This is a genomic window from Prosthecobacter sp. (assembly GCF_046154365.1).
GTDB lineage: Bacteria > Verrucomicrobiota > Verrucomicrobiia > Verrucomicrobiales > Verrucomicrobiaceae > Prosthecobacter.
In genome coordinates, this window is record NZ_JBJXFV010000189.1 from 1 (window position 1) to 20557 (window position 20557).

General features: G+C 59.1%; 20 protein-coding genes. 7 read left to right on the forward strand and 13 right to left on the reverse strand.

The window, feature by feature from the left end; all coding sequences use genetic code 11:
- The 3 genes from ACKVY0_RS24560 to sucD all read left to right on the forward strand — a co-directional run.
- A partial coding sequence (locus ACKVY0_RS24560) for a hypothetical protein (protein ID WP_409217503.1) occupies positions 1-1029 on the forward strand: 1029 nt, incomplete at its 5' end.
- Positions 1030-1049: 20 nt separating this feature from the next.
- Complete coding sequence (locus ACKVY0_RS24565) at positions 1050-1418, forward strand: diacylglycerol kinase family protein (RefSeq protein WP_409217504.1); 369 nt, start codon at positions 1050-1052, stop codon at positions 1416-1418.
- Positions 1419-1505: 87 nt separating this feature from the next.
- Positions 1506-2414, forward strand: a complete 909-nt coding sequence (sucD, locus tag ACKVY0_RS24570; protein WP_409217505.1) for a succinate--CoA ligase subunit alpha — start codon at positions 1506-1508, stop codon at positions 2412-2414.
- 13 nt (positions 2415-2427) lie between these two features.
- Here the strand turns inward: sucD and ACKVY0_RS24575 are convergent, their stop codons facing one another.
- The 5 genes from ACKVY0_RS24575 to ACKVY0_RS24595 form a co-directional block, all read right to left on the reverse strand.
- The gene (locus tag ACKVY0_RS24575; RefSeq protein WP_409217506.1) at positions 2428-2712 is read right to left on the reverse strand and encodes a DUF2442 domain-containing protein; all 285 of its coding nucleotides are present in this window, start codon (positions 2710-2712) and stop codon (positions 2428-2430) included.
- Positions 2713-2934: 222 nt separating this feature from the next.
- A complete protein-coding gene (locus ACKVY0_RS24580; protein WP_409217507.1) occupies positions 2935-3315 on the reverse strand; it encodes a hypothetical protein in 381 nt (126 codons plus the stop codon).
- A gap of 26 nt (positions 3316-3341) precedes the next feature.
- Positions 3342-4025 carry a hypothetical protein gene (locus tag ACKVY0_RS24585; RefSeq protein ID WP_409217508.1) on the reverse strand — a complete coding sequence of 228 codons (684 nt, stop codon included), beginning with the start codon at positions 4023-4025 and terminating at the stop codon, positions 3342-3344.
- A gap of 34 nt (positions 4026-4059) precedes the next feature.
- Complete coding sequence (locus ACKVY0_RS24590) at positions 4060-5781, reverse strand: putative ABC transporter permease subunit (protein WP_409217509.1); 1722 nt, start codon at positions 5779-5781, stop codon at positions 4060-4062.
- Positions 5782-5872: 91 nt separating this feature from the next.
- Positions 5873-7246, reverse strand: a complete 1374-nt coding sequence (locus ACKVY0_RS24595) for a right-handed parallel beta-helix repeat-containing protein (protein ID WP_409217510.1) — start codon at positions 7244-7246, stop codon at positions 5873-5875.
- Positions 7247-7479: 233 nt separating this feature from the next.
- Here ACKVY0_RS24595 and ACKVY0_RS24600 point away from each other — a divergent pair, with 233 nt between their 5' ends.
- Positions 7480-8502: a cytochrome-c peroxidase gene (locus ACKVY0_RS24600; RefSeq protein WP_409217511.1), complete on the forward strand. Its 1023-nt coding sequence runs from the start codon at positions 7480-7482 to the stop codon at positions 8500-8502.
- A 75-nt stretch (positions 8503-8577) separates the two neighbouring features.
- On the opposite strand, the gene queA is transcribed toward ACKVY0_RS24600, so the two are convergent.
- The gene (gene queA, locus ACKVY0_RS24605) at positions 8578-9558 is read right to left on the reverse strand and encodes a tRNA preQ1(34) S-adenosylmethionine ribosyltransferase-isomerase QueA (protein WP_409217512.1); all 981 of its coding nucleotides are present in this window, start codon (positions 9556-9558) and stop codon (positions 8578-8580) included.
- A gap of 137 nt (positions 9559-9695) precedes the next feature.
- On the opposite strand from queA, the gene ACKVY0_RS24610 reads away from it, so the two are divergent.
- Together ACKVY0_RS24610 and ACKVY0_RS24615 are read left to right on the forward strand one after the other, a co-directional pair.
- Positions 9696-10823 (forward strand): Gfo/Idh/MocA family protein, encoded by a 1128-nt coding sequence (locus ACKVY0_RS24610; RefSeq protein ID WP_409217513.1) that lies wholly within the window; start codon positions 9696-9698, stop codon positions 10821-10823.
- 96 nt (positions 10824-10919) lie between these two features.
- Positions 10920-11603, forward strand: a complete 684-nt coding sequence (locus ACKVY0_RS24615) for an SDR family oxidoreductase (RefSeq protein WP_409217514.1) — start codon at positions 10920-10922, stop codon at positions 11601-11603.
- 53 nt (positions 11604-11656) lie between these two features.
- Here ACKVY0_RS24615 and ACKVY0_RS24620 read toward each other — a convergent pair whose 3' ends face one another.
- Both ACKVY0_RS24620 and ACKVY0_RS24625 read right to left on the reverse strand, forming a co-directional pair.
- Positions 11657-12394 (reverse strand): RluA family pseudouridine synthase, encoded by a 738-nt coding sequence (locus ACKVY0_RS24620; protein WP_409217515.1) that lies wholly within the window; start codon positions 12392-12394, stop codon positions 11657-11659.
- On the reverse strand, positions 12391-13086 hold the full coding sequence (locus ACKVY0_RS24625; RefSeq protein WP_409217516.1) for a M15 family metallopeptidase: 696 nt from the start codon (positions 13084-13086) through the stop codon (positions 12391-12393). The genes ACKVY0_RS24620 and ACKVY0_RS24625 overlap by 4 nt, the downstream gene beginning before the upstream one ends.
- A gap of 62 nt (positions 13087-13148) precedes the next feature.
- Between ACKVY0_RS24625 and ACKVY0_RS24630 the strand changes: the two genes are divergently transcribed.
- The gene (locus ACKVY0_RS24630) at positions 13149-14306 is read left to right on the forward strand and encodes a prepilin peptidase (RefSeq protein WP_409217517.1); all 1158 of its coding nucleotides are present in this window, start codon (positions 13149-13151) and stop codon (positions 14304-14306) included.
- Positions 14307-14472: 166 nt separating this feature from the next.
- On the opposite strand, the gene ACKVY0_RS24635 is transcribed toward ACKVY0_RS24630, so the two are convergent.
- From ACKVY0_RS24635 to rsfS, 5 genes are all read right to left on the reverse strand, one after another.
- Positions 14473-16056, reverse strand: coding sequence for a sulfatase (locus tag ACKVY0_RS24635; protein ID WP_409217518.1), 1584 nt, complete (start codon positions 16054-16056; stop codon positions 14473-14475).
- A gap of 296 nt (positions 16057-16352) precedes the next feature.
- Positions 16353-17864, reverse strand: a complete 1512-nt coding sequence (locus ACKVY0_RS24640) for a sugar ABC transporter ATP-binding protein (protein WP_409217519.1) — start codon at positions 17862-17864, stop codon at positions 16353-16355.
- Positions 17861-18898: a WD40 repeat domain-containing protein gene (locus ACKVY0_RS24645; RefSeq protein WP_409217520.1), complete on the reverse strand. Its 1038-nt coding sequence runs from the start codon at positions 18896-18898 to the stop codon at positions 17861-17863. The genes ACKVY0_RS24640 and ACKVY0_RS24645 overlap by 4 nt, the downstream gene beginning before the upstream one ends.
- 12 nt (positions 18899-18910) lie before the next feature.
- Complete coding sequence (locus tag ACKVY0_RS24650; RefSeq protein ID WP_409217521.1) at positions 18911-19948, reverse strand: sugar ABC transporter substrate-binding protein; 1038 nt, start codon at positions 19946-19948, stop codon at positions 18911-18913.
- A gap of 118 nt (positions 19949-20066) precedes the next feature.
- Positions 20067-20522: a ribosome silencing factor gene (gene rsfS, locus ACKVY0_RS24655; protein WP_409217522.1), complete on the reverse strand. Its 456-nt coding sequence runs from the start codon at positions 20520-20522 to the stop codon at positions 20067-20069.
- Positions 20523-20557 lie beyond the last annotated feature (35 nt).

Here is a 20557-nt window from a genome sequence, read left to right on the forward strand (position 1 = left end):
GCGGCACCCGCTGCTCCTGCTGCCGAAACTCCCGCCGCTCCGCAGGTGATTCTCACGCCGGCTCAAACTGAGCACATTCTCAAGGAACTGGAGAAAGTGGAGGCGCAGATCGGCCAGGGACGCAATGCGATTTTGGGCGCGGCGCTGACCAAATTCCGCGCGGCGATGAGCAGTGAGAGTGATGCGCTGGCACTCTACTTGGATTGTTACAAGTTGGAGAACTTCGAACGCAAGGATTTGAAACAGACGGATTTCACGGATTGGCGTGACAACAATGAGGCGCGGCTGAAGGACGACAACTTCAGGCAGGGATTGGTGCTCCAATTAGAATACCTCGTGCTGACGATTCAGGCCCAGGACATTGATGATCCGAAGAAGATGGGACCGCTGGTGGCGGTATTGCAGACGTTTCTGGGGAAAGCGATCGTAGCCGTGCAGGCCACGATGAAGCACACTGCCACTGGGGCGGTGGAAATTAAAGATGCAGGCAAAGGCGGCGGCCAAGGGGCGGGACGCGGTGGACCAGGGCGCGGCGGCCAAGGCGGCGGTGGCCAAGGTGGCGGCGGACCGCTCGCGGGAATCCTCCGGCAGTCCGTCAAAGGCACCGAGTTCAGCAAAGCGTATCTGCTGGACGATTATTTGGATCGCAAGGAATGGGAGTACTCGCCGCTGAATGTGGACGGCATTTATTCCAACGCCATTTTCCCTTACTACCTGGCTGAAAAACCGGCGGAGTTGCCCGCCCAGTGGGATGCACGCATCAATGCCGAGCTGGCATTGCGCAAAACCGGTCTGAGCGAGACGGAATTCAATTTGTTTTTAAAGGAGGAGCACCCTCGCCTGCTTTGGTCGAAGAGCAGCTACCTTCTGTCGAACAACATCAATGCAGTCAATGCGCTGGCGGACATGCTCAAGATCATTCAAACCAATCCGAACCATCCGGACGCCGCTGGCTGGCTGAAGGAGTTCAAAGAGATTGTGAAAAAGGTCGCGCCAGCGGGGGCGGTGGAAACACCCATCAGCAAATAATCACCCTCCGGCTCGATCTCATGCGCCATTGGTCTGCCTCGGTGATCCGTAGCTTTCGTCCAGCGCTGGTAGGATTGCTGTGGGCGCTGAAAACGCAGCGCAATCTGCAGGTGCATGCCTTTGCTTCGGTGTTGGTGGTGGCGTTCGGTGTGTGGCTGCAGATTGCCACCTGGGAATGGTGCGTGGTGATTTTGGCGGTGGGAATGGTGCTCGCGGCAGAGCTGATGAACACAGCGCTCGAAGTGCTGGCGGATCGCGTCACCCAGGAGCGGGAGGAGGCGATCCGCCGCGTGAAGGATGCGGCTGCTGCCGCTGTGCTGGTCGCGGCACTGGCGGCACTGAGTGTCGGCCTGCTCATCTTTCTGCCGAAGCTGTGGCGGCTGCTTTGAGAATGTTCCGCCGCTTCCTTGACGCAGCGGGGCAGACTTCTATGATGCGCGGCTTTCTCAGCCCCAAAACCTCACCGAATCACTCCGATGGCCATTCTTGTTGAAACCGACACCCGCATTCTTGTTCAAGGCATCACCGGTGACTTCGGTTCGCGTCATGCGAAGGCTTCCATCGACTACGGCACGCAGCTCGTCGCAGGCGTGACACCGGGCAAAGGCGGTCAAGTATTCGAGCACAGCGGTAAAAAGGTGCCGGTGTTTGACACGGTGGCCGAAGCTGCTCGTGAAACTGGAGCGACTGTCAGCGTGATCTTTGTGCCGCCGCCGTTCGCCGCGGATGCGATTCTCGAAGGCGTGGATGCCGGACTCGATCTCGTTGTCGCCATCACCGAAGGCATTCCGATCAACGACATGATTCGCGTCAAAGCGGCCATGAAGGGCAGCAAAACTCGTCTCATCGGTCCCAACTGCCCCGGTCTCGTGACGCCAGGACGTGGCGACAAATCTCACGGCGGCTGCCGCATCGGCATCGCTCCGGGTTACATCCACAAGCGCGGCAATGTCGGCGTCGTCAGCCGTTCCGGCACGCTCACGTATGAAGCCGTGTGGCAGCTCACGACCCGCGGCTACGGTCAGAGCACCTGCGTCGGCATCGGTGGTGACCCGGTGAACGGCACCAACCATCTCGACGTGCTCAAGATGTTCAATGACGACCCGGAAACTGAAGCCATCATCATGATCGGCGAAATCGGCGGTACTGCTGAAGTCGAAGCCGGACTTTGGGCCAAAGACAACTGCAAGAAGCCGATCGCCGCCTTCATCGCCGGTGCCACCGCGCCTCCCGGACGCCGCATGGGCCACGCCGGTGCGATCATTGGCGGAGCCGATGACACGGCGGCGGCGAAGAAGCGCATCCTCGCCGAGTGCGGCATCGCCGTCTCCGATTCTCCTGCCGATATGGCGACCACGCTGCTGAAGCGTTGGGGCAAGGCGTGAGTCATTCAGCGTCTCATCCAACAAACCCTTGTTGCGCCCAGGTGTGGAGCGTCGCCGGATCGATGTCGTAGCCATTCGGCCAAGTTAAGGCACCATCGTCAATGGCGACGCTGGCAAAGAAGGCCGGATCACGCAGCGGCGCAAGCATCGGGCCAGAGGTTTCGTGAACATCATCTCGAAAGTCCAGTTCTGCGACGAGACCGTCCCGGAAGCGTAAAGAGAGACGAAAATCCTCGGTCACACGCAGGCAGGCGACCTCGCAGTCGTGCAAGGTGGGTTTTGAAACGGTAATCGTCATATGGTTGAGGCACTTGCAAAACCTCGGCTTCAGAGTTCCGGCCTGCCATTTTTTACCCCTCATCTTTTACCAGATGCCTTGGGCGTTGGACGGTTGGGCAGGATTCAGATGGTAAAAGATGGTGGGTAAAAGATGGCCAAGCAGGGGTTTTGCAAGTGGCTCTCTTGATCCCATTAAACCGGCTTAGCGTGGGCATGTCACAGGCTCCAGGTCAGGGCTTGATCAGTTCCAGAAGTGAAACCATTGATTCAGCCAACCGACCACACCGGCAATCGTGCCGATGACCAGCGCACTTTCAGTGAACAAGCGCAGCCGCTCACCACGCCGCGCACGCTGTTGCGCGATGGGCACGCGACGATGACGCGGGGCAGGTGAAGAAAGTTCCATCGGCGGCACGATGTTCACGTTGGCCATACGTTGCTGACGTTCCAAACGCGGTGCGGCGGTGATGTAGCACTCCAGGCGGTGGATTTCGCTGCTCACCTCATCCGCACGCTTCGCGAGATGACGCGATTTGGCGCGCGGGGACGGTTCCTGCTTCAATTCCTGCGCGGTTTTTGGACGGCGGGAACGGACTTTGCGATTGCCGGAGAACAGAGCCATAGGCGTGAGGTGCGAAGGGTTGGAAATTAGAACATCAGGCGAATGAGCACGATGGCGACGAGGACTGTGGCCATCAGCGGCAAGGTGAAAGCAAAACCGCGACGCAGCCAGGCGGTGATGTCATCGGAGTTGCCGGTGAAGGATGACAACACCGGCGCATCAGCATCATCCAGGCTGATCGGGCCAGTGGCATTGGATTCCATCGGCCCCATGGCGTGCAGGCGGCGGATGCCTTTGGCGAAATCATTCTCCGCGTCCTCGATGGCGGCCAAGGCGTTGTCGAGTTCTTCATTCACCTGCGTGCGGTGCCACTTCTCCGGCTGGAGTGATTTCAAAACCTCCAGGTGACGGCGAAACTCATCGTGGGTGACAGTCAACTCTTCGACACGCTTCTGCACATCATAAAGCTCGCGTTCGACATGACCGGCGGAGCGACCGATTTTTTCGAGGAGATCACGTTTGCCAGCGACGAAGCGCTCCTGCTTGACGCGCAGACCTTCGAGATGCTGCTTCTGGCGTTCGATCTCCTCCTGTTGTCGGCGGAGTTCCACGAGCTGATCCTGCGCGGCTTTCACTTTGGAATCGACATTGTCGAGCGAACCGCCAGCGGCGTGTCCGTCCATGAATTCAGGGGCATCTTCGAAGACGAGGAGATGATCGTCGTTGTGGCCGGTCGGCGTGGCTGGGGCAGGTGCTTTGCGGGTGATCATGGGAGTGCTGGAAATTATTTTCAGCACGGAAATACTACAGATGTCTTAAATATTCCAGATTTTTCGTCCGCCGTTTGGCAAAAAAATACGGAAGCCCCCCAAAAACCACGGTCAGCACAGCCAGTCCACCGAGGCTGAGCAATTCGATCCGCCAGTCATAACCCAGCGGGGCAGGGGCTTCCTGTTTGAGATGCTGCCAGGATGGAATCACCAGCAAAGCCATCCCGCACACAATGTACACGAAGCTGGCGATCAGGCAGACCGTGCCGCCGAAGCCGGAGACGATGCGTGCCGGGTTCGACTCGCGGAAATTCGGCACCAGTGCCCCGAGGGACAGCGCCAGCGAGGTCAGGCCATAGCTCAGCATCAAAATCGCGGCGCTGAAGAACAGGATGCGTTTTCCTGGCAGTCCCAATGACATGCCCGACACGATCACGAGCGCCAGCATGACCAGCGCGAGCACGCTGGCACTCAAGCGCAGCTTCAAGGCCAGCACGCGATGCAGCGGCACAGGCGAGAGCCCCAGAATCCACATCCGCCGTCCTTCCAGGCTGAACTGCGGATAAATGAAACGCGTGGTCAGCGTGGACAGCGCCAGGCAGCAGACCAGCAGATTTAGATGACTCACCACCGTGGTCCAGAACGGGCTTTGCAGGTCGTAGCCCAGCTTGCGCAGGTTCATCGAATACATCAGCAACAGGCCGAAGATGAGCGCCGTCTGGCCCCACTGCACCGGCTCGCGCACAAAGGTGCGCACCTCCTTCACCAGCAGCGCGAACGACGCGCGATCCAGCGCCAGCATGCGCCGCAGCCATGTGGCAGCGCGTCCCGGCTGTGCGCGAAACGCCGGATTCGGAACGGCTTTGCCAGCGCCCGGTGCCGCGCTCATGATGCGGTTCCAGGCGGGCGTGAAATGCACGCCCGCGATGCGTGTGGTGATCACGATGCTCAGCAGCGCATTGGCCAGCAGCACGAGATTGAAAAACAGCGCACGCTCGCGGATGCCGCGCCCGGCGGCCTGAATCGTCTCAGCCACCCAGGAGCTTGGCAGCAGCGGATGCATGCAGATCTCGGTGTGGCGCAGGATTTGATTCAAGCTCGCGCTCAGATCACCGGAGTTCAGTGTCTCGTAGCTCGAATGCCACACCGGCAGCGCTTTGATCAACAGCAGCGCCGCGCACACCACCACCGGCTTCCACATCCAGCGCCGCGCCCCGCGCACCAGCGCGATCAGCAGCCAGGTCGAAACATTCGCCGCAATCGCCACCAGTGCCAGCAGTGCCGGCACCACGGCCAGCATGAAGCCCGCATCCGCCTCATACACACGCCCCAGCGCCAGCAGGATCGGCGCACTGAGCAGCAGCAGGCCCCAGCTTGCCAGCAGCATGCCTTCCAGCGTCTTCCACAGCACCAGACTGCGAGGCGGCAGCGGCAGCGCGATCTGCCATTCCATCTCCTTGCGCCTAAACAAGCCCATGCCCGTGATGGTGGCGTTTGAGATGATCAGCATCACAAAGAAGAAGAAAAACAGCAGAAACACCAGCCGCTCCGTCAGCAGCGGTCCGATCAGCGGCACCTTCACAATGAACTCCAGCCCGCGTGCCACCAGCAAATACGCCGCCATGCCATACAGCACGAGGAACGCCGCCACCGTGAAGCTCAGCAGCCGGTTCTCACGCAACCCAAAGCGCAGCTTGTGCAGCAGCATGCGCCCATGCGCACGAGCAAGCAGCGAGGTGGCGGCGGCGACGGTCATGAATGAGTCAGGAGTTAAGTGTTACGAGTGATGCGATGAGTTTTGGGTCCGGCTTCAATAACTCATCACCTCTAACTCCTAACCGGTTCCTTCACTTCACCTCTCCCTTGTTCCCCAGCATGTTCTGCTCGGTCATGTTATCCTTGCTGTCGAGAATGACGAGCGACGGCTCCTTGCTGCGTTTCTCAGCTTCGCGGTCATCGCGGATGATGTTGCCGTCGATGATGCTGTTGGTGACTTTTTCCAGGCGCAGGCCCGCACCATCGCTGTCCAGCACGCTGTTGTGGGAGATTTGCAGGCGGTTGCAGGACTCGACATCCACCGCCGCACGCTGCTTCCACACGCCGGAAATCACGTTGCTGCTGAGGATGCTGTCCTCGCAGCGCAGGAAGACGACGCCGTTCTTCTCCGCATTGTCGTTGCCGTTCACGAGATAGCGCGGGTTGCGGTCAAAATTGTTGCCGGTGACCACGATGTTGCCGCTGTCCTCCACCCGCAGGTCGTGCTGGAAGCCTTCCCAGAAGGTGTTGCCGGTGATCGTCACGCCGCGTGCGTGGCGGATCTCGATGTTCACCTGCACGTCGCTAAATACATTCGCGCTGATGGTCACGTTCCCTTCACGGGTGAACTCGCGTCCGCCACGGCGCAGCAACGATTCATCCTTTCCTGAGCCGATGATGCGGATGTTGGCGGAGTCCGTTGCCTTGTTCGTGTGCTGAAGCGTGCATCCCGTGATCGCCACCTCGCCGATGGAGCCGCCGCGTGAATCCAGCTCCACATTCGCGCTCGGCGGTCCGTCCTTCTCGTGGTTGCCTTCGATGTCGCAGGTGCCGATGTGCAGGTTGCGCACGTTGCCAGCGCGTGACACGACCCCGCCGCCGCCGTTGTAGCTGATGTGGCTGCCCGCGATGTTCGACTGGTGCAGGTTCACATCATCGTAAAACACGCCGATGCCCGTGTTGTGGTAGAAGTGGCAGGCGGAGATCAGCACATTGCGGTTTCGTTTCGTCAAATGCACCGCATGGCGGCACTCGCGCACCACCACCCGGCTCAGCGTGATCTGCATCGTGCCCGTGGCCTCGATGCCATCAGCCTCCGCATGCGCTCCCACGATCTCGATGCCTTCCACCATCGGCGTGCGTTGATTCTCCCACACTTCCGGCTTGAACGATTCCGGTGCCGCCGTGCCTCCATGCGTGCCGATGAAATGCAGCGCCGGTCCAGCGCCCGCCATCACGATGCGCGCCGTGCCATCGCCACTCAAGGCCGCGAAACCCGTCTTCGTCAGGTCCACCGTCAGTGTTTTCGCGATTCGATACGTGCCCTTCGCCAGCTTCACACTGCCGCTTGTATCTATCAGGTGCTGAATGGCCGCCGTGTCGTCCGCCTTGCCATCGCCGACCGGTTGTTGTCCCATCGCCAGACCAGTCGCTGTCAGCAGGAGAAAAAGAATTTTTGGGATCATCAACTCAGCGTAGCCGTCCGCCGTAGATTTCGTCAATCGAAGACTGAAAAGGTGACTCCCGAAACCAATTCCTCCTGCAGAATATTCCCCTCTGGCAATCTGTGGGTTCCTGAATCTGTGGGAACACTTTCTGTTTTCCGGCTGTGCCCAAAAGTCATCCCCTACCGCAATCACTTGAAACCAGCCCCATTCACGCCACGTATCGCCACGATCATCTTTTCCACCCGCCACTCATGAAAAACACCACCCGCATTCTCGTCCTCGTTGCCGGCTTGAGCAGCGCCTCCGCTTTCGCGCAGGCCGATCTCTCCGACGCCTTCCTGCCCATGTTCCAGCCGCTGCCAGCGCAGGCGCTGTCACCGGACAATGAACTCACCGAGGCGAAGATCAATCTCGGCCGCCAGCTCTACTTTGAGAACCGCATCTCCAAAGGCGAGAAGCTCTCCTGCAACTCCTGCCACATGCTCGACAAATACGGCCAGGACAATCTGCCCTTCTCCCCCGGCCATGAAGGCAAGCTCGGTGGCCGCAGTTCCCCCTCCACCTACAACGCCGCCATCCACGTCGCCCAGTTCTGGGATGGTCGTGAGCCCACCGTCGAGGCGCAGGCCAAAGGCCCCGTCCTCAACCCCGTCGAAATGGGCATGCCCAGCGCCGACTTCGTGGTGAAAGTGCTCAAGAGCATGCCCGGCTATGTCGAAGGTTTCAAAGCCGCCTTCCCCGGCGAAGCCGACCCCATCACATATGACAACTTCGGCAAGGCCATCGGCGCCTTTGAGCGCAAGCTCCTCACTCCCTCGAACTGGGACACCTTTCTCAAGGGCAACAAGGACGCCCTCAGCGCCGACGAGAAGAAAGGCTTCGCCACCTTCGCCAAAACCGGCTGCGTCACCTGCCACAACGGCCCCGGCGTCGGCGGCATGATGTATCAAAAGCTCGGCCTCGTGAAACCCTGGCCCGGCCTCAAGGACAACGGCCGCGCTGACGTGACCAAGAACGAAGGTGAAAAATTCTTCTTCAAAGTCCCCAGCCTCCGCAACATCACCGAAACCGCTCCCTACCTCCAGGACGGCTCCGTCAAGACCCTCGACGAGATGGTCAAGAAGATGGCCGAATACCAGCTTGGCAAGCAGCTCACCGACGAAGAAACCGCCTCCATCATCACCTTCCTCAAGGCCCTGAAAGGCGACCTCCCCACTGACTACATCAAAGCCCCCAAGCTCCCCGACAGCACCGCCGACACGCCGAAGGCGTAGCGTCGAACGGGGTTTCCAACCCGTTGTCCGATCTCCCATCTCATCAGCCGGGCCGCAATCCCGGCTGATTTGTTTTCACACAATCAGCAGGCAGTCGCCATAGCTGAAGAACCGATAGCGTTCACGAATCGCTTCCTCATAAGCCTGCATGGTCAGTTCTTTGCCCGCAAAGGCGCTCACCAGCATGATCAGCGTGGACTTCGGTAGATGGAAATTTGTCAGCAGACCACCAGCGACTTGAAATGCGAAGCCGGGATAAATGAAGATGTCCGTGCTGCCTTGTGTGGCGATGACGCGGCCATGATCGCGAGCCACCGTTTCCAGCGTGCGCAGGGCGGTGGTGCCGACGGGGATGACGCGTTTGGCTGATTGAATCGCCTGGGCGGTCGTTTCAGAGACTTCATAAACCTCGCTGTGCATCTTGTGATCCGCGATGTCTGCCACCTTCACCGGCTGAAACGTGCCGACACCGACATGCAGCGTCACAAACGTGTGGGGCAGGGGATTCAGCACCTCTGGTGTGAAGTGCAGCCCCGCCGTCGGTGCAGCGATGGAACCTTCGCTGCGGGCGAACACGGTTTGATAGCGTTCGCGGTCGGCAGGCTGGTCCGCGCGGCCCATGTAGTGTGGCAGCGCCAGATGACCGTGCTTCGACTCATCCACGATGCGGTCGAACTCGATGATGCGGTTGCCGTTCTCCTCCAAAATCTCGATCACGCGGCCCGTGGCCTCGCCAATTGGCACCGTGTCGCCAACGCGGAACTTTTTTCCCGGTTTCACCATGCAGCGCCAGCGCGTCGGCGTGATCGGCTCCAGCCGCAGCACTTCGTGCCCGTGATCCGTGAAGTAACGAGCCGGAACCACCCGCGTGTCATTCAGCACCAGCATGTCGCCCGCTTCCCGCGACACAAACTCACCGATCTCACGGAACATCCGGTGCTCGATCTTCCCCGAGTCCCGATGCAGCACCAGCATCCGCGACGCTGAACGTTCCGCCAGCGGCTCACTGGCGATCAATTCATGCGGCAGGTGGTAATCAAAGTCGGCGGTCAGCATCGGAGTGCGCACTCCCTAACTTGAAACTTTGAACCTGAAACCTGAAACTTTGCTCCCACCGTCCGATTCCCCCCAAACTTTGTCCTTCCCATGCGCCAGCGCCCGCGCCTATAAAGTCACCGCAACTTCCAACCATCATGTCAGACAAAAAACTCAACATCGCCGTCGTCGGCCTCGGTTTCGGGGCGGAATTCATCCCCATCTGGCAGCGCCACCCGCTCACGACCTGCTACGCCATTTGCCAGCGCGATCCGAAGAAGCTCAACGCCATCGGCGACGCCTTCGACATCGCCGTGCGCTACACCGACTTCAAAGCGATGCTCAAAGACCCGAACATCGACGCCGTTCACATCAACTCGCCCATTCCTGACCACGGCTGGATGAGCATCGAGGCGCTCAAGGCCGGCAAGCACGTCGCCTGCACCGTGCCGATGGCCACCAGCATCGAAGACTGCAAAAAGATCTGCGATTTGGTCAAAAAGACCGGCCTCAAATACATGATGATGGAGACTGTTGTTTATGCTCGCGAGTACCTGTTCATGAAGGAGCAGCTTGATCAGGGCAAGCTCGGCAAACTGCAGTTCGTGCAGGCCTCCCATCAGCAGGACATGGACGGCTGGCCGAACAACTGGCCCGGCTTGCCGCCGATGTGGTATGCCACGCACTGCGTCGGCCCCGTGGCCGGTATGATCGGCAAACCGGCCGAATACGTGAGCTGCTTCGGCTCCGGAACCGTGCGCAAGGAATTGCAGCAGTGCTACGGCTCGCCGTTTGCCGTCGAAACCGCGCACATCAAATTCAAAGGTACTGATGTCAGCGCCCGCATCATCCGCAGCCTGTTCGACACCGCTCGCCAGTATCGTGAGAGCATCGACGTCTATGGCGACAAAGCCTCCATCGAATGGCCGCTCATCGAGCACGAGCCGCTCATCATGCACCGCGCCAAACTGCCCGAGCACAAGATCCCCAAGACCATCAAGGCTCCCGACTTCGCCAAACGCCTCCCCAAGCCGATCCAGCGCTTCACCACCAAGGGCGTCTATGATCTCGGCAAGAAAACCCACCTCAGCTTCACCCAAGGCTCCGGCCACGGCGGCAGTCATCCGCATCTCGCCAACGAGTTCGCCAACGCCCTCGCTGAAAAACGCCAGCCCTTCCCGAACGCCGCCCAATCCGCCAACTGGACCTGCGTGGGCCTTTGCGCCCACCAATCCGCGATGGCTGGCGGTAAGATCGTGAAGCTGCCTGCCTTCACGCTGGGTTGAGTTTGGTCAAAGAGTCAAGGCTGCGCCGTCAAGGTGGTCAAGAGTCGTACTTTGGGACGATCTTGACCTTCTTGACCTTTTGACCCATTGACCTGCATGTCAGCCACGCCTGCTTCCTCGTCACCGATCGCCGTCATCACCGGTGGTGAGGGTGATTTGGCGAAATCGATTGGCGCAGAACTCAAGCAGGCAGGTTTTGACGTTGTCGCGCCGGGTCGTGACGCACTCGATGTGACGAGTGCGGACTCGGTGCGTGCCTTTTTCGCCACGCTGAAGCAGATCGACCTGCTGGTGAACAATGCTGGCGTGTGCCGTGACGTTTCGACGATGAAGATGGCAGAGTCGGAGTTCGATCACGTCGTCGATGTGAATCTCAAGGGCGCGTTTCTCGTGTCACAAGCGGCGGTGAAGCTGATGTCGAAGCAGCGCTGCGGCCACATCGTGAACATCGGCTCGTATTCAGCTCTCAGCGGTCCTTATGGTCAGGCGAATTACGCAGCGGCGAAAGCGGGCTTGATCGGATTGACGCAGAGCATCGCCAAGGAGTATGGCGCACGCAACGTGCGGGCGAACTGCGTGCTGCCAGGCTTCTTGGAGACGAAAATGACGCGACACTTGCTGGAAGATGCGGCGTGGCGGGAGAATTTGATGAACGCGCATGCGCTGGGCCGACTGAACACGCCGCAGGACGCTGCGCGCTTCATCGTCTTCCTGCACAGTCTGGAGAACGTGAGCGGGCAGGTGTTTCAGCTCGACAGCCGGGTGCGCCGGTGGACGTAGCTTCGATTGGCAATCGAAGTCTTGGAGCGCTCGGATTCGACTGCCAGTCGAATCTACAGGGCGAACTCCGCCGGCACAGGCGCTTCCCAGCAGCTCGGAAAACCTTCGAGATTGAGTTCAAGCCGTGAGGAGTGCAGCGCTTGCCGAGGCAGGAGAAGTTTCTGTTCCAATGCAGGCGTCCAGCCAGTTTCGATGAACTCGAGGTAGCAGCGGTCATCGCGGCCGTAGAGTTTGTCGCCGACGATAGGCAGGCCGAGATGATGCAGATGCACGCGAATCTGATGCATGCGGCCCGTTTCAGGCTTCGCCTCGATCAAGGCGAACTTCATACCATCGCGCTCGAAGCGCTGGAGTGTGCGAAACGCGGTGCGGCACTCAGCACCTTGCGGATGGACGATTTGTTTGACCCAAATATCAAAGGGCTGCACATCGCGGGCGTTCAAGATCGGCGCATCGAGCATGTGCTCCTCCCAGTCTGGCCAGCCGTGAACGAGCGCGACGTACGTTTTGTGAATCTTGCGGTCCTGCATTGCCATGCCGAAGAGGCGGGCGAGTTCATGATTCTTCGCCACGAGCACGACGCCGCTGGTCTCGCGGTCGAGGCGGTTGATGATGGAGACTTGGCCGCCGTTGGCGATTTCATACGAGAGGAGATCGCACAGCCGATGCCAGAGCGTGGGCGGACCATTCGGATCACCGGGATGAATTTGCAGCGGGGCGGGTTTGTTGACGACGATGTAGCCGTCGGTCTCGTCGATGACGGTGAAGGTGGCGTCGTTGCGGATGCTCACAGCACGGGGATGGCGAGTTCCCGGCCATAGACGATGGGCTGGGGATCGTGGATGTAGTCCTCGTCGTCAAAGTGCCACCACTCGGACTCCAACTGTGTGAACCCGGCCTGCTTCATGGCGTCCTTGAGGATTTGGAGGTTCTGTTTCACGACGGGATCGCTGCCACGATAGTGGTGGCTGGCGTGTTCGAAGTCCTGGTCAAAGTAGGTGGGCATGCGCTGCTCCTGGCCTTGTGCATTGACGAGAGTGAGATCGACGGCGATGCCGCCGCAATGGCGGCTCCAGCCGGATTTGGGAGAGAGAAACATGCCCGTGTTGCCGCCATGCCGATGCAGGGATTCTTGGGCTTCTGGCGGGCGATAGGCATCCCAGATGCGCAGGCCGTAACCCTGGGCGTGAAGGAGTGCCTGCGCCTGTTTAAGCTTCGCCGCTGTCTCCTGACGCAGCAGGCAGGGCATGCGTGCGGGATAAATGGCATGACGGACGACATTGTGCGGCGTGGCGTAGCGCAGGTCGATGGCGATGCCCGGAATCTCAGTGCGGACATCGACGAAGTCGAAGCGCTTGGCGAGTTCGATGGAATGGCTTGGCACCTGGGCGCTGCGGCGTTCCTCCTTCGTGGCGCAGGCGGCCAGAGTGATGATGGCAAGGGTGGAAGCAATGCGCAGGCTGCGCCAGGAATCTGAGGTCATGTGGAGTTTTTGCTTCCGTACTCACGCACGGCAGGCCAAGTTTGCAAACATTGCCCTTTGCCATGATCCGTTTTCAAATTCTCGACACCCTGCTGCACTTTCTGGCCTTTTACATCGGCGCGGGCATCGGCTCCTTCCTGAATGTGGTCATCTATCGCCTGCCATTGGGCATTTCGGTGAACAATCCGAAGCGCAGCTTCTGCCCGTCGTGCAAGCATCAGATCCCCATGTGGCAGAACATTCCGCTGCTGAGCTGGCTGCTGCTGCGTGGCAAGTGTGCGAGCTGCGGCGGTAAAATTTCGGTGCGCTACTTCATGGTCGAGCTGCTCACAGGCGTGATGTTCTACCTCGTGTTTCTGAAGATCAGCGGTGAATACCCGAATCCGTGGCCTGAGATTCAAACCTGGGGGCCGCAGGTGCTGTGCCTGTGGGTGTTCATGAGCCTGCTGATCTCGGGCACGTTCATCGACATCGACCATTTCATCCTGCCGCACTCGATCACGATTGGCGGTGCGGTGGTAGGCGTGCTGGCGTCATGGTGGGTGCCAGCGCTGGTGGATCAACACACACACACACACGGACTGCTCATCTCGCTCGCGAGTGCAGCTTTGGGCCTCGGCGGACTCTGGTTGGTGGTGGAACTCGGCAAGCTGGCGTTTGGCAGGAAGAAGTTCGTCTTTGAAAAAGTCGAGTCCTGGGAGGTAAAGCAGCCGGATGAGAACGAGCCGCCCGTGGTGGTCTTTGGCGAGCACAACTACGGCTGGGCCGATCTCTTCATGCGCGCGACGGATCGCATGGTCGTTTCCTGCAACGAGCTGCAAGTGAATGACCGCAGCTTTGGCGCCGTGACAGCTGAGTTGTGGATGGAAAAACTCAAGGTGCGTGATGGTGCGAGTCTGGAGGAGTTCTCCCTTGAAGGGGTGACGACGTTGAAAGCCAAGGTAACTCAGGTGGTGATCCCGCGTGAGGCGATGGGCTTTGGCGACGTGCTGTTCCTGATGATGATCGGTGCCTTCACCGGCTGGCAGGCCGTCTTATTCACGATTCTCGCCGCCTCTGTGCTCGGCACGGTCTTCGCCGTGATCCACCGCGTTACCGGCAAAGCGGAATGGGGCGCAAAGATTCCCTTCGGTCCCTATCTCGCGATGGGAGCTGTGATCTGGGTCTTCTACGGCCCACAGTTCGTCGAATGGTATGTGAGCAAGACGATGTGGCGGTGAGTTGCAGCAACGGTTGGAGGATAGGCCTCCGGCCTGTCTGCGGATCGGGGCGTCCCGCCTTGATCAAAGGCAAAGGCTGGTTGCGAAGCCGCGAAGCGAACCCTCTGTCCGTTGTCAGGCTAGAAGCCTAACCTCCGACGGCAGCCGTTGTGTGATGTTCGAAGGTTTACCCCTGCTTCGCTCCCGTCTTCTTCTTGCCCGCACCTTTGCCTTTCGTCTGCTCGGGCGGCTGAGGTTCGTTGTCGAAGGGCTTGTTGCCGTGCGTGAAGCGTGGTGGAGGCATGGTTTCCTTCACTTCGGCCTGGAGGCGGAGGATTTCGGCTTTGAGTTCCTTCACCGTGTCGGCGTAGGCGGGATCATCGTAGAAGCTCTTGGTTTCGAGCGGGTCTTTCTCGCGATCCATCAGCTCCCAATCATCAACGTCGGGCTTGTAGTAGTGGATGAGCTTGTAGCGGTCCGTGATGACGCCGTAGTGCGGGCGCACGCGGTGCGGCACGGGGAACTCGTAGTAGTGGTAGTAGAGCGATTTGCGCCAGTCAGCGGGCGTTTCGTCCTTCATGAGCGGCACGATGCTGCGGCCATGCACACCTTCGAGATTCGGGCACTGGGCGATGTCGAGGAAGGTGCTCGCGAAGTCGATGAGGCTCACGATTTTGCTCGTGCTGCTGCCCGCCTTGATGACGCCGGGCCAGCGGACGAGCAGCGGCGTGCGCAGCGACTCCTCGAAGATCCAGCGCTTGTCGAACCAGCCGTGTTCGCCGAGGTAGAAGCCTTGGTCGCTGCTCAGGATGACCACGGTATTTTTAGCAAGGTCTTCTTTGTCGAGGTAATCGAGCACACGGCCCACGTTGTCGTCCACGGCCTTCACGCAGGCCAGATAGTCGTGCATGTAGCGCTGGTAACGCCATTTCACGAGATCGCGACCGGCAGGAGCGTCGGCGCGATACTTGGCGTTGCGCGGCTCGTAGTAGGCATTCCAAGCGGTCTTCTGTTCTTCAGTTAAATTGCCGGGGACGATGAGTTTCGCATCGCGTTCGGTGAAGGTGCGGTCGATGCCCATGTCGTGATCGCTCACCGCTTTGCTGCGGCCGCTGTAGCTGTCGAACAGCGTCTCCGGCTCCTCATACACGCGGTCCTTGTCGAAGCCGAGATAGCGCACCGGCGGCTCCCATTCGCGATGCGGGGCCTTGTGCTGGCACATCATCATAAAAGGTTTGGTTTTGTCCCGCTGATCCATCCACTTCAGCGTCAGATCACCGATGATGTCGGTCGTGTAGCCGTCGTATTTCACGTTCTTGCCGTTCTCGGTCATCGGCGGGTTGTAATACACGCCCTGGCCGGGAAGGACGTTCCAGTGGTCGTAGCCCACGGGGTCGGCCATCAGGTGCCATTTGCCGATCACGGCCATCTGGTAGCCGCTTTTCTGCATCACCTTTGGAAACGTCGGCTGCGTGCTGTCGAACTTGCTGTTGCTGTTGTTATAGAAGCCGTTGGCGTGCGAGTACTTGCCCGTCTGGATCACCGCACGGCTTGGGCCGCAGATCGAGTTCGTCACGAGGCAGCGGTCGAAACGCATCCCTTCCTTCGCGATGCGGTCCATGTTTGGCGTTTCGAGCAGCTTGCGCTTGTCGCCGTAGCAGCTCATGGCCTGATAGGCCAGGTCATCGCAGAAGATGAAGACGATGTTTGGCGGTTGTGCTGCGTTGACGAAGATGGTGAGCGCGAGAAAGGCAAGGAGAGAGCGGATCATGATTGGAAAGTGGGATGAATGTCGAACGCAGGAAACACCAGCGCTTTTCAAGAATCATCCCGTATGCCTCATGCGGTGCTTCGTTTTCGTCCCCTCACCCAACCTCTCCCCGAAGCAAATCGTGGAGTCAATTCGACGAGGGGCGGGGAGAGGGGGATGCGTTTTGGCTCAGTATTGATTGAGAGCGCCTCAAAGCGTTCTCCCTCTCCCCGCCCCTGGATCGCAACGCTCAAAAAATATTCTTCGGGGAGAGGGTTGGGGTGAGGGGCAAGGTTGACGCCTGCGGCATTCTTTGGTCAGCCCGCATGTCCCATGGCGGCAGCCATGAGTTTTTCCTGCGTGGCTTCGGCTCGGGTGAAGGAGCCGCCGATGCGGCCGGCGTTGAGCATGAGAATGCGGTCGCTCATGCCGATGAGTTCTGGCAGCTCACTGGAGACGAGAATGACGGCCTTTCCAGCAGCGGTGAGCTGATTGATGATCTCGTAGATTTCGAGCTTGGCACCGACGTCGATGCCGCGTGTCGGCTCATCAAGTAGAATGACCGAGGGCTCCGTGAGCAACGCTTTGCCGAGCACGACCTTCTGCTGATTGCCGCCGGAGAGTTTGCCCACGACGGCCTCCAAACCCGTCGCTTTGACTCGGAGCGATTCAAAGATGCCCTGGTTGCGACGAATCTCGGCATTGCGCTGGATGAATCCGCCGCGCGTGACACTGGAAAGCGAGGACAGCGACAGGTTGAAGCCAATCTCGTGCTCCAGATGCAATCCGTAACGACGGCGATCTTCAGAGGCTAGTACGAGCCCCTTTTGAATGATTGTCTCCGGCGTGAGACCACCCAGCGGCTGACCGCGAAGCTGCACGCTGCCCGAGACACCGCGTCCCCAGGCTCCGAATAGATGCATGAGCAATTCGGTGCGTCCTGCGCCCATCAAACCACCGATCCCGAGCACTTCACCGGCACACAGCTCGAAATTGATGTCGTGGAGCTTGGTGGTTCCGCTTTCAGCATCGGCCACGGCGAGTGAATCGACGCGCAGGATGACTTCACCCGGTTGGGAGGTGCGACGCGGAAACAAATCGCCCAACTCGCGACCAACCATGTGGCGGATGACTTCGTTCTTGTTCGTGTTTGCAGCGGATTGCGTGCAAACCGTCGTGCCATCACGCAAAATCGTGATGCGATCCGCGATGTTGAAGACTTCATCGAGCTTGTGCGAAATGTAGATGCTGGCGATGCCGCGCTTCCGCAGATCACGCAGGATGTCGAGGAGGATCAAAACCTCATGCTCGGCCAAGGCGGCGGTGGGTTCGTCGAGGATGAGGATCTTGGAGTCCTTGGCGAGCGCCTTGATGATTTCGACGAGCTGCTTCTGCCCCACGCCGAGCGTGCGAACCAAAGCGGCAGGATCGAGATCGACCTTGAAACGACTCAACAAAGCCTGCGCTTCACGATACATGCGCGGCCAGTCGATGAAGGCACCCCAGCGGCGTGGTTCGCGACCCAGGAAGATGTTTTCAGCCACGGTCATCTCCTCCACCAGCGCCAGCTCCTGATAAATCACCGCCAGACCGGCCTTCTCAGCGTCCTTGATCGTTTCAAAGCGTGCTTCGACACCACTTACCTCAAACCGACCTTCGTAGCTGCCATGCGGATGAATACCGGAGAGCAGCTTGATCAGCGTGCTCTTGCCTGCGCCATTTTCGCCGCAAAGCGCGTGGATTTCGCCTCCGCGAAGGTCGAACGATACATCCTTGAGTGCCGTGACACCGGGGAAGCGCTTGGTGATGTTTTGAGCGGCGAGGATCATGTTGCGTGATTTGGGAGAATATCGAAAATGCCTGATGATAGGCCATAGGCCAGTCGCTTGCCATCTCGGGAATAGGCAAGGCTGCAAAGCCTGCCGCTCTCTTCGGGACAAGCCGGATAGGTTCTCAAGATCGACCATGAGACCGTTGAGTAGACGGTGATGTTTCGATTCTCACTTCCAACAGCCAGCTCAACTCCCCCAGGGGAAATGGAGATCGATCCCCCAATGCCGCCAACAGGCAAAGTTCCCAGGAGGGCGCCTGTGTGGGCATCCATGCGGTGAAGAACCGTTTCGGCTTCGCCTCCATTGCAAAGGCCGACGATTTCCATGCCTTTACCGGTAAAGGCAAGATCGTAGAAGCCAATATCTTCGCTCAGAACATGCTCTTTCACTACCTCGAGAGAGCTAATCTGAACGAGGTAGAGATGCGTTGATTGCTGTTCGTTTTGGTCGCGTGCTGCCACTGCGAGATAATTTCCATCCAAAGAGATTCCCATGGCCGTGACACCCATTCCGAGGGGAAGAGCATGCTCGAATACATTCTTCTGCCGAGACAAGCTGTAGATGTAGAATGAGTGGGACCCCTCGTAGTAGTCATACTCGCCGATGGCCAAAAGCGAGCCTTGCGGGCTGAATTCGCAGTATCCTTTGCACTTTCCGTCCTCTCCCCGCAGAAAAATAATATCGTCTTCGTCAAGGTCCCAGAGGTGTGCCGCGTAGTCGAAGCTGGCCGAAGCCAGGATACCTGTTGCTGGGTCTATGGAAAGGGCATGAACTCCGCAAACATGTGCGTTCAAGGTTTTAATGTTCCTCTTTGACAGAGGGTCGATTATCCGGATGGAACCATCTGCACCTGGCAGGCAGCCGCCGCCTGCCAGCGCTAGATAAGAATCGTCCTCCGCCCAACTGAGGTCTAGAATCGATGTGGAATGCACATAGGAGCCTTCTGTCTTGTCCCCGTCAGAGATTGACCAGCCTACAGGTGCCAGTCTGAAAATCTTAATCAGTTTTTGCCAGATGGATTTCGACTTCATATGAGCGACATTTTATTGAAACACATCGCTTTCTTTGCGGAAGCCATCCTTGATGACGGTGTCGCGCAGGTTTTCCTTGGTGACGGAGGTGATTTCGAGCAAAACGGAGGGCACATCGGTTTTGCCGTTGGAGACGGCGTCGCGGGCGACGATGGGCTGGCGGCGGGCGAGTTTGAGGGCGAGATCGGCGGCTTTGGTGGCGATGCTTTGGATGGGCTTATAGACGGTCATGGCCTGTGTTCCCTGAGCGATTCGCTGGCAGGCGGCGAGATCGGCGTCCTGGCCGGTGACGATGATTTTTCCGGCGAGTCCTTCCTCGGTGAGCGCTTGAATGGCTCCACCGGCGGTACCGTCGTTGCTCGCGAGGATGGCGTCGAAGTTCGGGCCGATCTTGGTGATGGCGGCGTTGGTGATCTTCTTGGCGTTCTCGGGCTTCCAATCCTCCGCCCAGTCTTCGAAAATGACTTCGACTTTGCCAGCAGCGATGAGTGGTTGGAGGATGTTGTCCTGGCCTTGTTTGAAGAGCTTGGCGTTGTTGTCGGTCTTCGCACCGTAGATGCGGATGAGGCGCAGTTTGCCACTCTGCGGGATGCGGTCGGCGAGGAATTTGGCCTGCAACTCGCCGACTTTCACGTTGTCGAAAGTCAGATACAAATCGAGGTCGCAGCCGGTGATGAGTCGATCATAGGAGAGCACGGGAATGCCAGCCTGATGGGCGAGTTCGACGCCTTTCGCCATGGCGGCGGCATCTTTGGGGATGATGACGAGCACATCGACCTTCTGCGTGATGAGGCTCTCGATGTTCTGGAGCTGTACGACGTCGTTGCTGTTGGCGGACTGCACCAACACGTCTGCTCCGGCGGCCTGGGCGGCGGCGGTGAAGAGATCGCGGTCAATCTGCCAGCGCTCTTCCTTGAGGGTGTCCATCGAGAGACCGATGAGCGGGCGCTGGCGTGCGGCGGTGACGCCTACACCGCCGCGAGCGATGACGAGGCCGGTGATGACGCTGAGGGCGCAGGAGACGAGGACGAGCAGGATGCGAACGTGCATGCCTGCTGTGTAGCGAATGCAGGGTGAGATGACGAGCAGAAAATGTGGGGGAGAGGTTATGAGTTAAGGGTTATGCGCCATAACCCATAACTTCTAACACTTAACACCTCTCCGCAGCTTACTTCACCACCTTGGCCTTCGTCGCTCGCTTGGCAGGGGCTTTCTTGGCCGCGACTTTCTTCACGGCGGCTTTTTTGGCCTTGGGGGCTGGCTCAGGCACAGGTTCTTCCACCGTCAGGGCAAGCTCAGGCGCATCGCCCCAGAGTTCTTCGAGGGCGTAGAACTCGCGTTTCTCGGGGGTGAGCACATGCACCATGACGTTGCCATAGACGAGGATGATCCACTGGCTCTCAAAGTTGCCGTCCTTCACGTCGGGCGGGGTGTCGTGCTCGTCCTTCATACGCTCGATGATTTCATCGCGCACGGCACGCAACTGCGGCGTGGAGGTGGCGGTGACGAGCACAAAGTAGTCGCAGATGGGGCTGAGGCCGCGCAGGTCGAGAATGCGGATGTCCTCCGCTTTTTTGTCATCGGCGTAAAGGGCGCAGGCGCGGGCGAGTTCGAGGTCTTCCATGTGTTTTCGGGTCGGGAGGGACAGCCATAAACGCT

What these genes read in the sequence shown, in the direction of transcription:
- queA (WP_409217512.1), bottom strand. Translation starts at nt 9,558, where the DNA reads ATGCTGACCGCCGACTTTGATTACCACCTGCCGCATGAATTGATCGCC.
- ACKVY0_RS24645 (WP_409217520.1), bottom strand. Translation starts at nt 18,898, where the DNA reads ATGAAGTCGAAATCCATCTGGCAAAAACTGATTAAGATTTTCAGACTG.
- ACKVY0_RS24650 (WP_409217521.1), bottom strand. Translation starts at nt 19,948, where the DNA reads ATGCACGTTCGCATCCTGCTCGTCCTCGTCTCCTGCGCCCTCAGCGTC.
- ACKVY0_RS24630 (WP_409217517.1), top strand. Translation starts at nt 13,149, where the DNA reads ATGATCCGTTTTCAAATTCTCGACACCCTGCTGCACTTTCTGGCCTTT.
- ACKVY0_RS24625 (WP_409217516.1), bottom strand. Translation starts at nt 13,086, where the DNA reads ATGACCTCAGATTCCTGGCGCAGCCTGCGCATTGCTTCCACCCTTGCC.
- ACKVY0_RS24600 (WP_409217511.1), top strand. Translation starts at nt 7,480, where the DNA reads ATGAAAAACACCACCCGCATTCTCGTCCTCGTTGCCGGCTTGAGCAGC.
- ACKVY0_RS24575 (WP_409217506.1), bottom strand. Translation starts at nt 2,712, where the DNA reads ATGACGATTACCGTTTCAAAACCCACCTTGCACGACTGCGAGGTCGCC.
- ACKVY0_RS24640 (WP_409217519.1), bottom strand. Translation starts at nt 17,864, where the DNA reads ATGATCCTCGCCGCTCAAAACATCACCAAGCGCTTCCCCGGTGTCACG.
- ACKVY0_RS24590 (WP_409217509.1), bottom strand. Translation starts at nt 5,781, where the DNA reads ATGACCGTCGCCGCCGCCACCTCGCTGCTTGCTCGTGCGCATGGGCGC.
- sucD (WP_409217505.1), top strand. Translation starts at nt 1,506, where the DNA reads ATGGCCATTCTTGTTGAAACCGACACCCGCATTCTTGTTCAAGGCATC.
- ACKVY0_RS24610 (WP_409217513.1), top strand. Translation starts at nt 9,696, where the DNA reads ATGTCAGACAAAAAACTCAACATCGCCGTCGTCGGCCTCGGTTTCGGG.
- ACKVY0_RS24615 (WP_409217514.1), top strand. Translation starts at nt 10,920, where the DNA reads ATGTCAGCCACGCCTGCTTCCTCGTCACCGATCGCCGTCATCACCGGT.
- ACKVY0_RS24580 (WP_409217507.1), bottom strand. Translation starts at nt 3,315, where the DNA reads ATGGCTCTGTTCTCCGGCAATCGCAAAGTCCGTTCCCGCCGTCCAAAA.
- rsfS (WP_409217522.1), bottom strand. Translation starts at nt 20,522, where the DNA reads ATGGAAGACCTCGAACTCGCCCGCGCCTGCGCCCTTTACGCCGATGAC.
- ACKVY0_RS24585 (WP_409217508.1), bottom strand. Translation starts at nt 4,025, where the DNA reads ATGATCACCCGCAAAGCACCTGCCCCAGCCACGCCGACCGGCCACAAC.
- ACKVY0_RS24635 (WP_409217518.1), bottom strand. Translation starts at nt 16,056, where the DNA reads ATGATCCGCTCTCTCCTTGCCTTTCTCGCGCTCACCATCTTCGTCAAC.
- ACKVY0_RS24565 (WP_409217504.1), top strand. Translation starts at nt 1,050, where the DNA reads ATGCGCCATTGGTCTGCCTCGGTGATCCGTAGCTTTCGTCCAGCGCTG.
- ACKVY0_RS24595 (WP_409217510.1), bottom strand. Translation starts at nt 7,246, where the DNA reads ATGATCCCAAAAATTCTTTTTCTCCTGCTGACAGCGACTGGTCTGGCG.